Genomic DNA, 15,203 nt, shown 5'->3' with positions numbered 1-15,203 from the left:
TCTCAGTGCAGAGCCATCGTCAGCAGCCCCTGCTGCCCCAGCAACACCTCCCGCAACAGGGTAACCAGGCCCACCCAAACCACAGGGGCCATGTCCACACCTCCCAGCGGCGGGATCAGGCGGCGGGTCGGGCGTAACAGAAACTCCGTCAGGCCGACCACTAGCGAGTAGGGCAACCGGGAAGTATCCAGTTGTGGATACCACGACAGAAAGATGCGCAGCACAAACAAGATGGTGTAAAGCGCCAGCAGCGGGCCAAGCACCCAGGCAGTGAATATCGGCAGCATAGATTTTGCAGCAACCAGGCTTTAGGGAATACTCTGGATCCATTCTGCTCTGGCTGGGAGCAACCTGTCGGGATCCCGAAGATGCTCTGGGGAATGCAGACGCTCGGCCCGAGTCAACCCACAACTTTTTTAGACTTTAACTGCGTTCCCGAATATTCCCGAAAATAGCCTTGCCGCAGGGCGGCAACCGTGAAGACTAGCGTCATAATAGTCGTATCTTGCTGGACTTCGGGCAGGGATCCCATGCAGGGAAAACTACAAGAGATCGATATCCGCAGCATCCTTCAGCTCATCGAGCTGGGCCAGCGCACCGGTGAGCTTTTCGTAGAGGCCAGCCCCTCTGCCTACTGGTTTGTCTTTTTCCTGAATGGACGAATCATCTACGCCTCTGAAGCAGAAGGGAACATCGCCCGCCTCAAAGACTACTTGCGCCGGTTCAAGGTGGAAGCTGCCCTTGAGGAAATTCAAATTCCCCACAAAGCTGCAGTCAACGCTCCCGAATACAACCGCCTCTGGTCTTTGCTGGAAAACCACAAGCTCAACCCCAACCAAGGCAAGCAAATCCTGCTGGGCATGGTGCGGGAAGTCCTCTTCGACCTGCTTAGCCTCCACCACGGCTCCTTCATTTTCGAGGCTGGATCCCCCCTGGCCCCCCAGTTGACCACCTTCCCCGTCACCCCCCTGCTCACCGAGATCGTAGCCCAAGTGCAGGAGTGGAAAAAACTGCACCCCTACATCCAAGCTCCCAACCAAGCTCCCACCATTCTCAACCCCATTCCTCTGCAGCAACACTTGCCGGCCCCCGTCTTCAAGGCCCTAAGCGAATGGTCGGATGGCAAAACCAGCATTCGCCAGATGAGCCGCTACTTGGGCCGAGATACCCTCACAGTGGCCAAGGCCATCTATCCCTACGTCCGCCAAGGGGTCATTCAACTGTCCGAGCCCGTCTTGATCGTGGAGCCCAAGCCCAGCCGTCCCCTCAAACCCAGCGATAAGCCCAGCCACATCCTTTGCATCGACGATTCTATGGCCATCCAAAAAACCGTAGAGTTCATCCTGCAAAACGAGGGCTACCAGGTCACCACCATCGGCAATCCTCTCAAAGCCTTGGGACAGGTGTTTCTCCTCAACCCAGATATGATCCTCTGTGATGTGGCCATGCCCAAATTGGATGGGTATGAGCTGTGCGCCATGTTGCGCAAGTCCAGCCAGTTTCGCGAAACCCCCATGATCATGCTGACCGGCAAGGATGGCTTCACCGATCGGATTAAGGCCCGCATGGCCGGAGCCAACGAGTTTTTGAGCAAACCCTTTGCGGAAAAGGAGTTGTTGACCATTGTTGAATCCTACGTAGGCCCTCCCCCCAAACGGGGCGGTGGCGAATAGGCGTTGGGGCAGCCAAAATGTTGGCACAGAGGACTGTGGGCGGGGTACTGGACAGAAGAGTGGCCTCACCGAAACAATAGGGGTAGCATGGCCGACTTGGAGCCATGGAGCCGGGTGAGGTTAGAAGGCGAAATCTCAGTCAAAGCAGCCCGACGGTTGCGCGGGAGTGCAAAAGGAGCAAGACGGCGATGAGCAAAGTGCTGGTGGTGGATGACAACCGTACCTACCTGGAGACCATTTCCAGCTTGCTTTCCGAGAACGGTTTGGAAGTCTCCACAGCAACAGACGGCGTAGAGGCGATGGAGCTCATTCGTCAGCAAAAGCCTGATGTGGTGGTGCTGGATATTGTCATGCCGCGCATGAACGGCTATGAGGTGTGCCGGGAAGTGAAGGGGGATGAGAGCACCAAGCACATTCGCATCGTCGTGTGTTCCACCAAAGACCAGACCTTTGATATCGAGTGGGCCAGGCGCAATCAGGCGGATGCCTATGTAACCAAGCCCTTCAAGCCCCAAGAGCTCCTGGCGACCATCAAACATCAATTGCGGGAGATGAATCGGAAATGAGTCGCGTTTTGGTGGTGGAAGACAGCCAATCCCAGCGGGAGATGATCAGCAAGCTGCTGCAGGAGAACGGCTTGGAGGTGACGGTGGTGGGGGATGGCGTGGAAGCCATCGAAGCCGTGAAGCAGAGCAAACCCGATCTGATCGTGCTGGATATTGTCATGCCGCGCATGAATGGGTATGAGGTGTGCCGCCTTCTGAAAGCCGATCCCCTCACCCAGAAAACCCCGATCGTCATGTGTTCCTCCAAGGGCGAAGAATTTGACCGCTACTGGGGGATCCGCCAGGGAGCGGATGCCTACATTGCCAAACCTTTCCAGCCCCAGGAGCTGGTGGGTACGATTAAACAATTGCTGAGAGGTTGAGAACCGCTTTTCTGCCTCGAGACTTCTGGGAAAGTTGGGGGGCTTTGTATTTTGGCAGGGGGCGTGGGCGGAGACGAACTCTCCACAAAGCTGTTACAGGCGGGGGCGCATCATGCTGGGGGATCTGGATTTATTGATGGGGGATGAAACCCAGGAACTGCGGGAGATGGAGGCTCCCGAAGGTGAGCTATTCCTAAAGTTCAAGATTGCCACCGGGGAGGAATTCGCGCTGCCAGCGGTATCGGTTGTGGAGGTGATGAGCATTGGCCCAGAGAAAATCACCCCCATGCCCAATGTCGCTCCGGTTTTGCTGGGCACGCTGAATTTGCGGGGCGAGATCGTCTGGGTTGCGGATCTGGGGCAGTTTTTGGGGATCAGCCCGCCCCTGAATATCGACCGAGCTGAGATCCCTGTGGTGGCCGTAATGGATCAACAGGATTTGCTGATGGGCTTGGCTGTGGATTTAATTGTGGGTATGGAGTGGCTGAAGACTGAACTGGTGCGGCCTGCCCTCACGGCTCCTGAGTCCATGGCTCCTTTTTTGCGAGGGGAATGGGTGGTGCCCGGAACGGGATCGCGCTTGCCCTTGCTGGATCAGTCGGCCATTCTGAGATCCCATCGTTGGGGTTGACAAGCGGCCCCCTGTGAGTTCGGCGAGAGGAAAGTGTATAGTTCCTATCAAAGATCCAAGCTGACTCCATTCACAATGGGGAAAGCTGGACTGATGCTATCCCCTGCTGATGCGTAAGGGTGAGATTGCATAGTGGCCAAACCTTGAGAGGGCGGCAGAAAAGTGCATTCTTGACCGAATGGGGGCAGAAGGAGAGATAGCCTGCATCTATTATTCTAAGAGGTTCTGAGGTGTTGGGGGCGTTCCGTTTGCATCTGTGTTGAAGCGTGAACAGAGGTAGCCAAGCAGTGAAGGGAGGATCCATGGTTCCGAGCGCGAACAGTCAGAGAGACTACACCGATGCGGTGGCCGCCTTTTGGCAGGGAGACTACGTCCAGGCGGTGCGGTTGTTCAACCAAGTGGCTGCTGCTCAACCGCAAGATACTGCTGTCAAGCTGCTGCTGGCTTCAGCACAAAAACAAGCTGGGCAGTTGTTGGAAGCTCGCCAAACCTACAACACCATTTTACAAACGGCCAGCGATCCCGATGAGCTGGAGTCGGCCCGGAAGGGTCTAGAGGAGCTGTTGCAAATGGCGCCGGAGCTGGCGGACATTTCCGATTCCCCAAGAGCGGACGAGTTTCGCCCTCAAGATGAGTTTGCACCTGGGTCGGATGCCTTTTCGGAAGAGGCTTTCCCTGCTGCCGATCCCTTCTTGCAGTTCGAGGGGATGGGGGAAGAAGAGTCGGATCCCTTCGCTCAAGATCCGTTTCCGCTGGAGGCGGACAGCCTTAGCGGCGATGGCGAAGTCTTCATGGGAGAAGAGAGATTTGGGGATCCCTTTGAGACCGGCCTGCAAATGCCGGGAGCTGATCCATTGGGTTCATCTTACCAGATGCCAACCCATTCTCGGGTAACACCACCGGCCACCTCGCGACGGGTAGGCTCGGAAGAGGGCGGGCCTCAAACCGATCCGGTGGTCGAAGATGACTTTGCCTTCCTCAACGAGTTCGATCGAGAGCATCTGGAAGCCCTAGAAGGCGACTCCGACTCCATTACGCAGTTGGCCGGCGATGCCGATTTTCCCGATGAGATGGGCTTCTCCCTGCCCGGTCTTGAGGAAGAGGAAGGGGGATCCCTGGAAGAAAGCCTGCCGACCGAATTGGCTGCCCCCATGAGTGAGCCGATCCCTGCCCCCGATGAAGATACTGCCAGTCCCGGCTCTGCCCTCTTCGAGCTTGACGAGCTAGACAGCCTGGATCGCGAACTTGCCGGCATGGATGGCGGTGAGCCGGTGGGTGCCTTCCGCCCAGATGAGGGGGCGACCGGGGGGATGAGCCCAATGGCGGAGACCGGTAGCGGAGCGGCCCAAGTTCTGCAGCCTCAACGTCTGCCCACGGCCTCACTCCCCATCCCCAGTGCAGGCGAACAAGGGGCAAGAACCTCTGCCGGGATCGCCAACCGACCGATTGCGGATCGGCAATTGGCCATAGCGCTTATCCAAGGAGCGGTGAGCTTGGCTGCCGGGCTGGCGATTGGCCTTGGGATCCCGGCCAACGGGGGAGCTCGCTTGATTGCCGGGGTGATCGGAGGTGGGGTGATCGGCACAGGAGCAGGGGTTATCCTTGGAGCCGGCAGTGCCAAACAAGTTCGCTCCACCGCCCAAGAGCTGGCCAGTCATTTTGCCGCCTTGGCTCAGGGGAATTATTCAGTACGAGCCACAGTCAACACCCACGATGAGCTGGGGCGCTTGGCCGACAGCTTTAACCAGATGGCGGCTGCCATCGAAGCCAACTTCACCGAACTGAACCAGCGGGCTGCCGAGCAAGGGCAAGCTAAGGAAGACCTACAGCGCCAGGTGATTCGCCTGCTGGACGACGTGGAAGGAGCTGCCCGTGGAGACCTGACCGTGCGGGCAGAGGTGACTGCCGACGTGCTAGGGGCTGTGGCCGACTCCTTTAACCTGACCATTCGCAGTCTGCGAGACATTGTCAGCCAGGTGAAGCGGGCTGCTGCCGCCGTGAACGATGCCGCCTTGCAGAACGAGGACTTTGCCCGCAGCCTCTCTGCCGATGCTTTGCGCCAGGCGGAGGAGATCTCCAACTCCCTCAACTCCATTCAGGAGATGACGGACTCCATTCAACAGGTGGCCAGCAACGCCCGCGAAGCGGCCAACGTGACCGCCCAGGCCACAGAAGCAGCCTCTCGAGGCGGAGAAGCTGTGGATCGCACGGTGAGTGGCATCCTGGAGATCCGCGAAACCGTGGCAGAAACCACCCGCAAAGTGAAGCGATTGGCGGAATCCTCGCAGGAAATTTCCAAAATCGTGGCTTTGATCTCTCAAATTGCCTCTCGCACCAACCTGCTTGCCCTGAACGCCAGTATCGAGGCGGCCCGAGCCGGGGAATCGGGACGGGGTTTTGCCATTGTGGCCGACGAAGTGCGACAACTGGCCGACCGAGCCGCCAAAGCCTCGAAGGAGATCGAGCAGATTGTGTTGCAGATTCAATCGGAAACCAGCAACGTGATGACGGCCATGGAAGAGGGCACCCAACTGGTGATCGAGGGGACGCGGCGGGCAGAGCAGGCCAAGAACAGCCTGGACGAGATCATCGAGGTCAGTCGCCGGATCGACGAGCTGGTGCGGGCGATCTCTCAGGCCACTGTGCAACAGACGGAAACCTCTCGCTCTGTGGCGCAGGTGATGCAATCGGTGGAGTTGACCGCCAACGAGACTTCTAAAGAGGCGCAGAAGGTGGCAACTTCGCTACAACAGTTGGTGAGCATTGCCCGTGAGCTGCAAACTTCTGTCGGTCGGTTCCGGGTTGGGGATGAATGAGCAAATTTGCTGTTTTGAGGGCATTCTAGGGGCAAGGATCCCCATGAAGGAGAAGTCCCCGCTCTTCAATGGCAGTGGGATCCCCCTGTTGCAACTGTTGGCCGGACTTTTCGCCCAGGCGAGCCTCACCCTGTCCGGTCTGTTATTACTGAATGAAAACTTGTGGGCTGTAGGAAGGGCCTCCTGCCATGAATGAAGAAGCACAGAAGCGGATCCTCAGTTATTTCATCGAAGAAGCCCGCGACCACTTGGCAACGATTGAACAAGTGCTCCTCAGCCTGCGGGACAGCATGAGCGATCCCGAGCTGATCAACGAGCTGTTCCGAGCTGCTCACTCCATCAAGGGGGGAGCTGCCATGCTGGGTCTCACCAGTATCCAACGGACGGCCCACCGCATGGAAGATTTTTTTAATATCTTTCGCTCTCGCCCAGGCGGAGTGCCCGTCGATCAGCACCTGGAAACCCTGCTGCTGCGGGCCTTTGATGGGCTTTCGATGTTGTTGGAGGAGCTGCAGAGCCCCCGCGGCCTCACCCAGGAAGTCAGCAACACCACCCTGGCGGAATTGGAGCCGGTTTTTCAAGAGACCGAAAGGCACATTCAAAATCTTCTCGGCGAGGGCCCTGTCTCAGCTCCCGTCTCGCCGCCGGCGGTTCGCACCCTGCAGCAGGACATGGCGGAGGTGGTGCCGCAGCAGTTGCGCCAGATGCTGGAGCTGTTTAAACAACGGGATCAGGCAGATGTCCGAGAGCGTTTGGTGGCGGCGAACGCCGTTCTCAAGGAGATCGGGCAAGTCCATCATCTGGCGGGCTGGCAACAGTTGACGGAAACCTTCGAGCAAGCCCTGGGCAACCCCGATGCCGACCTGCGAACTTTGGCTTTGGTTGCCTTGCGGGATTTGAAGCAAGGGCAGCAGCTTATCTTGGCCGGCAAGCCTGAGCAGGTTGCCCCTTCTTCAGAATTGCAACAATTGGCTCGCCCTGCCGCCCCTCCTGCCCCGCCGGATCCCCTTGAGGTGGTGGTGCATCAGCAGATCCCGGCCTTGTTGCGCCAGATGTTGGAACTCTTCAAACGTCCCGACGACCCAGCCACTCGACCGGCCCTGCAAGCGTTGGCGCAATCTTTGCAGGATTTGGGGCAATCCTCGGCTCTGGAACTGGGGGGCTGGACAGATTTGACCCGCTTGATCGGCGAGATTTTGGCGGATCCCGGCCAGGATTTGCGACAACTGGCCCTGCCGGTGCTGCGAGATCTGAAGCAAGCGCACCAAGCTCTGGCCGGCGGAGCGGCAAACACCATCCGACCCTCGGCTGAGTTGCTGGCTTTCCGCCCTGTTCCGGCAGCCCCTGAAGAGCCAGAAGTCCCTGAGCCCTTCGACCTTGGCCTTGCTTGGGGGTCTGAGGCAGAGCCGTCATTCCCAGAACCTGGGGGTGCCCCAGAGGATTGGGCTGCGGCTGCTGGGATCCCTGCGGAGGAAGGCGCTACCCCCGATCTGAGCTGGGAAGCGGTAACCCTCGCTGAGACATCCTTTCAAGAGGATGAGCCCGGAGCTGCCCTGTCGCCGGAGCAGGAGAGCGCAGAGGCAAGCGGAGATCTGGCGGCGGAACAGCTCTCATCCCTATGGGAAGTGGGCACTGCTGAGGACTCCGTCCCGCTGGCGGGAACAGATTCAGAGCACCGATCTGCTCCCGCGGAAGAGGGGGATCTGGATCTGAGTTGGCCAGGGATCCGAGCCGAAGCGGCTTGGGAGGAAGACTGGAGGACAGCTGCCGTGCCGGCAGAAAGCCCAGAAGAGGACGGGCAGGGAGCTGACTTGGCCTCTGTTGCGGACGACTTCGGTCGCGTTAGCGGAGCGGAGCTCTATGCCACTCCCTTGGATCTGGAGGAAGAAGCCACCTCAGCCTTTGACGAGCTGTTTGCCAACGCAGAAGCGCTATCCGATATCGAAGAGTTCCCAACGGAGCTGATCCCCTCCTCTCCTGAGCCCCTCTTGCAGACCTTTGAGGATCTGAGCCCAAGGTTGGATGAGGAGAGAGCTGAGGCCGATCTGGCGGAGCTGTTTGCCGAAGTGGTGGGTGAAGGGGCAGAGGGGTTTGTCTCTGCTGAGCCTGCCTGGGATGCTGAACAGGAGCCGACTGCCCAGAGCGTTGCTGCGGAAATGGGCGAGGGATCCGGCTTTGTCCCAGACGAAGCCGCAAGTGCCGGGGTAGAGGCCCTATTTGAGCTGGAGGAACTTCCCGTAGAGAGTGCTTTCCGGCAGGAAGGGTCTCAGCTTCCGGACTTGGAGGCCGTTCCCGCTGGTGAGCTGGAGGCCGATCCTTGGGCGGCTGAACCGTCCCCACCCCTTCAGGAAGCCCTTGAGGACGGGGAAATCGCAGCAGACCTTTGGGCTGAATTTCCCGCAGATATCCAGCCGGAGGATTTTTCCATCCCAGCAGATTATCTGGCAGAGTCGGGATCCGACGAGGTGGGATCCTTAGAGTCCGCCGACTCTGCTGCCTTTGATACTGCCGAAGACAGCCTGGAGAGCTTTTTTTCCACCCCTGCGGCAGAAGCCGATCCGGCTTGGTCGATGCCGGAAGCAAGTGAACCTTCCGTATTTTTGGATCCCTCTTTTGGCCCATCCCTGGACATCGCTGAGGCTGATGCTGCCGAAGCTGAGCAACTGGGGGATCTCTTTATCGGCGAACCCTTCCCCACGTCGCCCGACATGGCCAACGAGCCGAGGGAATCGCCAATTCCAGACTTCGGAGCCGAGCTGAGCCTAGGGGATCTCTTCGCCGGCGAGACCCTCGAGGAGGCGTCCGATGGGGACTCCATCCCCCTGACCCAATCAGCAGCTGGGGACACAGCAGAAGCCCAGGAGTGGGCGCTTCTGGAGGACCTGTTCCCGGTCCAGGAGGAGTCTTTCGCAGACCTGCAACCCACGGCTGAGGAGGCAGTCGCCCCTTCCCCCGAGCTCTCCTTCGACCGTCTCGATGCCCTATTCACCCAGGAATCCGACCCAGAAGAACTGAGCCTGGGGGCCAGGGGATCCCTCTCGGCCATGGATAGCGACAGCCAGGTGGATCTGGATGAGTTGAGCCAGTTCTTTGCAGAAGGGGAAGCGCCCCAAGAAGAACCCCCCTTGGATCTTGCCACCTTCCTGGAGGACACAGAAGCTTTGCAAGCGAGCAGCCTGGCGGAAGTGCCCGTGTCTGAGCCAGAGCCGCCGGTTGCCGCACTGGAGGAAGGAAATGCCCTCCAGCCTGCGGAGGACGATCTGGAAAGCCAGTTGGCCAGCCTGTTTGCAGAGGATGAATCCTTAGCCGTTCCTGTTGGCGAGGCCGAGACCCCAGAGGAAGAGGCGCTGGAAGCTGCTCCGGCTCCCCGTTTGGACGATTTGGCCGCCCTCTTCGACGCTGCCGAGCCGGCGGTAACCCCTGAGCTAGAAAAGGCTATCGCCCCCCTTGTGGGATCCCCTGCAGCCGCGAGCGGCGAGGCTGCTGACGACTTTGCAGCCCAGCTGGAATCGCTCCTGGGCGATCTCGAGGTTCCTGCCCAAGCACCTGCCGCTGCTCCTACACCTTCACCATCTGTTGCTGCTCCCGCTCCGGCGGCAACTGGGCCGACTTCACGGCGAACTGCTGCCCTCAGCAACCCTGTGATGCGGGTGGAGGTGCGCCACCTCGACTCCATCAACAACCTGGTGGGAGAGTTGGTGGTCATCCGCAACAGCATGGAGCAAAACCAAACCCGTCTGCGCCAGTTTCTGGATGGCCTGTTGGGCCGTGTGCAACAGCTAGGGGATCTGGGCCAGCGCATGCGGGATCAGTATGACCGCTCCTTGCTGGAATCGGCTTTGTTCTCCAGCCGCAGCAGCTCAGCCTATGGCGGCACGGTAACGGTGGGCTTCGGTCGAAATGGGGAGGGATCCAGCCGAGGAAGGCGGAGCCATTCCTCCGGCCAAGAGTTCGACAAGCTGGAGATGGACCAGTTTACGGCCTTCCACGCTCTGGCCCAGGAGATCATTGAGCTCATCGTGCGGGTGCGCGAGTCCTCCTCCGACATCGAGTTTGCCGTGGATGAGGCCGAGCAGATCACCCGCCAATTCCGGCAGGTAACCACCCAACTGCAAGAGGGCCTGAACCGGGCGCGCATGGTGCCCTTCTCGCAAGTTGCCGATCGGTTGCCCCGCGCCATTCGGGATCTCTCCATCAAAACGGGCAAGCAGGCCAGCCTGGTGGTGGAAGGCCGTGACACGCTCATCGACAAGGCCATCCTGGAGGAGCTCTATGACCCCATGACCCACTTGGTGAACAACGCCCTGGTACACGGGATCGAGACCCCTGAGGAGCGGCGGCGGGCGGGCAAGCCCCCTGAGGGCAAGATCACCGTCAAGGCCTTCTATCAGGGCAACCAAACCATCATCATCGTCTCGGACGATGGCGCCGGGATCCCGGTGGAGAAGGTCAAGGCCAAGGCCCAAAGGCTGGGGCTGCTGTCGGAGCAAGCCGACGAAGACGAAGTGTTCAACGTTCTCTTCCACCCTGGCTTCAGCGTTCGCGAGGCCAGCGAGGTGGACGATCTGGCCGGGCGGGGGGTTGGCTTGGATGTGGTGCGCCGCAACATCACCGATCTGCGCGGCAGTATCCAAGTGGATTCTGTGCGGGGCAAAGGAACCACCTTCACCATCCGTCTCCCCCTCACCCTGAGCATCTCCAAGGCCATGGTGTGTGTCAGCGACAAAGCCCTGATCGCCTTCCCCCTGGATGGCGTGGAGGAGATGCTGGATGTTCCTGCCGACGAAGTTCAGCCGGATGAGCAGGGGCGGCCCTCAATTCTCTGGCGGGATCAGCGCCTTCCCTTCCAGCCCCTCTCGAATCTGCTGGCCTACAGCCGCAGCCACAGCCGCAGCCGTTCTGAGGTGTACAGCATCACTCAGGATGAGGGCATCATTCCCATTGTCATCCTGCAAAGTGCCGGTCAGTATGTTGCTCTGCAGGTGGACAGCTTTGTGGAAGAGCAGGAAATCGTGATCAAGCAACTGCGCGGGCCTGTGCCCAAGCCGCCGGGCATTTCTGGGGCAACGGTGTTGGGGAACGGGCGGGTGCTGCCGATTGCCGACATCATCGAGCTGGTGGACATAGCCCACGGTCGCCGTCGGGATCTCAACCGCTTCTGGCTGGATCACCGGGATGAGGAGCCAACCCCAGAAGAGGTGCGCCAGACCACCGTGTTGATCGTGGACGACTCGATCACCGTTCGGGAGCTGCTCTCGATGTCTTTCCAGAAGGTGGGCTACCGGGTGGAACAGGCGCGGGATGGCCAGGATGCCTGGGAAAAGCTGCGCGGCGGCCTGCCCTGCGACCTCATCTTCTGCGACATCGAGATGCCGCGGATGGACGGCCTAGAACTGCTCACCCGCCTGCGGGAAGACAGCAACTTCAAGCATCTTCCGGTTGCCATGCTCACCTCGCGGGGGGCAGAACGGCACCGGCAAACAGCACGGGAGCTGGGAGCAACTGCCTACTTCACCAAGCCCTATCTGGAAGAGGAGCTGCTCAGCGCTGCTGCCCGCATGTTGAGGGGGGAACAGTTGTTGGCGCCCAACCCAACTTCCTAATCGCGACAGCGGTGCGGTTCCCGTTCAGTGTGGCGCAGCAACATAGGGTGCTGTAGGCATGGCACTGATACATTTACGCTGAACACTGCTGAACATCACTGTTCAACTATGCAGCGATAGCATTCTGTTTGTTTCCAAACAGAATGGCGGTATCCCGCAAAGCTTTGAGTAGAATACCCAAAGCGCAGTTTCCGTGTCGTCCTACTACCAATTTTCTGCTTTGCTCTGGCTACCATGTTGGCAGACTCGAAAGTAAACAGAAAGATCAACTGGTAGTAATCCGTACTGAACATATTATACATTATTTTCAGTATAGTTGAGCTTATCATTGACTAGAGTCATGCTCTCCCATCAGCGGGTGCCGAACAGGCGATCCCCTGCATCTCCCAGGCCGGGGAGGATGTAGCCGTGCTCGTCTAGGCCATCGTCTACAGCAGCGGTATAGATTGGCACATCTGGGTTCTGTTCGTGGAAATACCGGATCCCTTCTGGGGCGGCCACCAGGCAGATGAAGCGGATCGACTGGGGTCGGGTTTGGCGTAGGCGCGCTACAGCCGCTGCTGCCGAATGGCCGGTGGCCAACATTGGATCCACCACCAGCACCTCACAATCCTCGATATCGGTGGGCACCTTGAAGTAGTACTCGATGGGGATCAGGGTATGGGGATCCCGATATAGGCCGATATGCCCCACCCGTGCTGATGGGATCAGCTCCAGCATGCCGTCGAGGAGCCCTTGGCCGGCCCGCAGGATGGAGACAAGCACCAACTTTTTCTCTGCCGCCAACATCGGCGCCAACATTGGGGCCATCGGGGTTTGAATGGGCTGTAGCTTGAGGGGCAGATCGCGGGTCACCTCGTAGGCCATCAAGAGGCTGATCTCCCGCATCAGCGCTCGGAAGTCGGCGGTTGTAGTTTCAACACGGCGCATGAGGCTGAGCTTGTGCTGCACCAGAGGGTGATCGATGGTAATCACCTGGGCCACCATGCTGTGCTCCTGAGATAATCGGGATCCCGTGATGGATGCCAGAATAGCAGAAGCGCTTGCCCCCCCGGTGGGCCGAAGGCTCTATCTGCTTGCTGTTGTCAAGGGGAGTAATCCGTGCAGATCCGCTTTGCTGTGGTGAGCGATCCCCACGTCGCCCTCCCTTCCACCCTTTGGGATCACCCCAGCCGATTTCACCTGGTAGAGGTGAGCATCCCGGCTCTGGAACAGGTTTTGCAGCATCTGGTGCAGTTGCCTCTGGATTTTCTGCTGTTGCCGGGGGATCTGACCCAGCATGGGGAGCCGGAAAACCATGCATGGCTGGCAGAGCGGCTGGCTCGACTGCCCTTTCCGGCTTTTGTGGTGCCCGGCAACCACGATGTGCCCCAGCCCGAGGCCAGCGGGCGCTCTATTGGTTTGGCGGATTTTCCCCGCTACTACCGAGCTTTTGGCTACGAGGATGGGCAGTCTTTGGATTACAGCCGGGTTCTGCGGCCAGGGATCCGTTTGATCGGCCTCAATTCCAACCATTTTGATGCTCAGGGTCAATTGGTGGGGTGTCTAACCCCAGAACAACTGACCTGGCTGGAGAAAGAATTGGCGGCAGCCGAGGAAGAGCTGGTGCTGCTGATGGTGCACCATAATGTGGTCGAGCATCTGCGCGGCCAGTCTCTCCATCCCTGGGGGCGTCGCTACATGCTGGAGAATGCCTCTCAGTTGCGGCGGCTGCTGCAAGCTTATGGGGTGCAACTGGTGTTCACCGGACATCTGCACATCCAGCACATCGCCCGACGAGGGGGGGTTTACGACATTACCACCGGCTCTTTGGTCAGCTTTCCCCACCCCTACCGCCTTGTCGAGATCCGGTCGGATCGAGAGACCGGGATCCAAGTCCATATCCAAAGCTACCGGGTGGGATCCCTGCCGGATTGGCCCGATTTGCAGGCGTTCTCGCGAGAATGGATGGCCCAGCGCAGTGAACCAGCGGTGGTTAAGTTTTTAACCTCCGCACCGCTGAATTTGCCTTTGGAACAGGCACAAGCCTTGGCCCCACAATTGCGCTACTTTTGGGCAGCGGTGGCTGCCGGGGATCCAGACCTCACTTTCCCAGACTTTCCCCAGCCAGCAGGCCGATTTCTGGAGCGTTTCAGCCGTTGTTTTCGCTGCCCGCCTGATAACCAGGCCCAGTTTCGTTTGATTTCGATTTTCTCTTTTCCAGTTTCTAAGGATCCCCCCCAAGGGGGAACCCTCAACTTGAGTTCAAGGGAAAACGCCAGATCTCAAGCTGTTTCCAATTTCTAGGGATCCCCCCGAAGGGGGAACGAAGATTTGAACAGGGCTGTGGCGGAGGTTTTTGGCCGTTTCCAATTTCTAGGGATCCCCCCGAAGGGGGAACCTGACTTTCGTTGATAGGGATGAATACCTCCTAAACTGGTTTCCAATTTCTAGGGATCCCCCCGAAGGGGGAACTACCCGGGACCAGATCATCAAGTATGCTGCAGCGTGTTTCCAATTTCTAGGGATCCCCCCGAAGGGGGAACGTTGACATTTCAATCTCTTATGTATACATAGGTACCGCTTGTTTCCAATTTCTAGGGATCCCCCCGAAGGGGGAACCCATCTGCTCAACTGAGTGGGAGTTGCGCTTTAACTCCTAGTTTCCAATTTCTAGGGATCCCCCCGAAGGGGGAACTTCCACAAAAACTTCCTCGTTCTCGAGGAGAGCAACGGTGTTTCCAATTTCTAGGGATCCCCCCGAAGGGGGAACTGCCGGGAACGATGGGCACTACATTATCGCGATCCCACATAGGGGTCGCTGGGTGGTTTCCAATTTCTAGGGATCCCCCCGAAGGGGGAACCCAACACAACGAGTGGTGCAACCCAGGTATGTTGGTTGCGGGTTTCCAATTTCTAGGGATCCCCCCGAAGGGGGAACATATAGTATGCAATTTTGTTAGCTTCTGGAATATATGTTTCCAATTTCTAGGGATCCCCCCGAAGGGGGAACCAGACCCATCTTGGTGCGGCGCACGCTTAATGATTATAGAGTTTCCAATTTCTAGGGATCCCCCCGAAGGGGGAACAATCACTTCGCCTGGCCGAAGCCCACGACCAGGGAAGTTTCCAATTTCTAGGGATCCCCCCGAAGGGGGAACAAACTTTTCTATCGACGACCTCAATGAGTCTTCTTGTTTCCAATTTCTAGGGATCCCCCCGAAGGGGGAACTAGCACCATCATCTGCCGTTATGCCTATAACTTCGGTAGTTTCCAATTTCTAGGGATCCCCCCGAAGGGGGAACTTTAAACTTGTTAACAAGTCACGTATTAGAGTACAAAACTGTTTCCAATTTCTAGGGATCCCCCCGAAGGGGGAACTACCACTCTGTAATCGAATTGGAGGATTTGCAGGGCTGTTTCCAATTTCTAGGGATCCCCCCGAAGGGGGAACAAATCCCCAAACTCTCGGGGTGTTGGTCTTCCGAGATGTTTCCAATTTCTAGGGATCCCCCCGAAGGGGGAACACTCCCAGATGGTGCCCTTGGTACCGAAGGGAGTTGTAACTGTTT

The 15,203-nt window shown here is 58.5% G+C and carries 8 protein-coding genes, 1 pseudogene and 1 CRISPR repeat array (1 of these 10 only partly in view); of the genes and pseudogenes, 7 read left to right on the top strand and 2 right to left on the bottom strand.

What is annotated here, in order from left to right; all coding sequences use genetic code 11:
* Positions 1-2: 2 nt before the first annotated feature.
* Positions 3-287: a YggT family protein gene (locus tag ACVWVQ_RS05120; protein WP_414355918.1), complete on the bottom strand. Its 285-nt coding sequence runs from the start codon at positions 285-287 to the stop codon at positions 3-5.
* Positions 288-530: 243 nt separating this feature from the next.
* Here ACVWVQ_RS05120 and ACVWVQ_RS05115 point away from each other — a divergent pair, with 243 nt between their 5' ends.
* The 6 genes from ACVWVQ_RS05115 (at position 531) to ACVWVQ_RS05090 (ending at position 11,651) form a co-directional block, all read left to right on the top strand.
* On the top strand, positions 531-1,673 hold the full coding sequence (locus tag ACVWVQ_RS05115; RefSeq protein WP_414375292.1) for a response regulator: 1,143 nt from the start codon (positions 531-533) through the stop codon (positions 1,671-1,673).
* 188 nt (positions 1,674-1,861) lie between these two features.
* A complete protein-coding gene (locus tag ACVWVQ_RS05110) occupies positions 1,862-2,239 on the top strand; it encodes a response regulator (RefSeq protein ID WP_414375291.1) in 378 nt (125 codons plus the stop codon).
* Positions 2,236-2,601 carry a response regulator transcription factor gene (locus ACVWVQ_RS05105; protein WP_414375290.1) on the top strand — a complete coding sequence of 122 codons (366 nt, stop codon included), beginning with the start codon at positions 2,236-2,238 and terminating at the stop codon, positions 2,599-2,601. The genes ACVWVQ_RS05110 and ACVWVQ_RS05105 overlap by 4 nt, the downstream gene beginning before the upstream one ends.
* A gap of 112 nt (positions 2,602-2,713) precedes the next feature.
* Positions 2,714-3,232, top strand: a complete 519-nt coding sequence (locus tag ACVWVQ_RS05100) for a CheW domain-containing protein (protein WP_414375289.1) — start codon at positions 2,714-2,716, stop codon at positions 3,230-3,232.
* A gap of 302 nt (positions 3,233-3,534) precedes the next feature.
* Positions 3,535-6,048 carry a methyl-accepting chemotaxis protein gene (locus tag ACVWVQ_RS05095; protein WP_457507241.1) on the top strand — a complete coding sequence of 838 codons (2,514 nt, stop codon included), beginning with the start codon at positions 3,535-3,537 and terminating at the stop codon, positions 6,046-6,048.
* Positions 6,049-6,236: 188 nt separating this feature from the next.
* On the top strand, positions 6,237-11,651 hold the full coding sequence (locus ACVWVQ_RS05090) for a response regulator (RefSeq protein ID WP_457507239.1): 5,415 nt from the start codon (positions 6,237-6,239) through the stop codon (positions 11,649-11,651).
* Between the two features lie 351 nt (positions 11,652-12,002).
* Here the strand turns inward: ACVWVQ_RS05090 and upp are convergent, their stop codons facing one another.
* Positions 12,003-12,638: a uracil phosphoribosyltransferase gene (gene upp, locus ACVWVQ_RS05085; protein WP_457444820.1), complete on the bottom strand. Its 636-nt coding sequence runs from the start codon at positions 12,636-12,638 to the stop codon at positions 12,003-12,005.
* A 114-nt stretch (positions 12,639-12,752) separates the two neighbouring features.
* Between upp and ACVWVQ_RS05080 the strand changes: the two are divergent.
* A pseudogene (locus tag ACVWVQ_RS05080) lies at positions 12,753-13,406 on the top strand (metallophosphoesterase family protein); the annotation flags it as partial.
* Between the two features lie 440 nt (positions 13,407-13,846).
* Positions 13,847-15,203: a CRISPR direct-repeat array (repeat unit 36 nt; unit sequence GTTTCCAATTTCTAGGGATCCCCCCGAAGGGGGAAC) (it continues 1,003 nt past the right edge of the window).

The organism is Thermostichus sp. MS-CIW-36 (assembly GCF_054059035.1).
The sequence above is the reverse complement of the archived record's forward strand: the minus strand, read 5'-3'. Positions and strand labels throughout refer to the sequence as shown.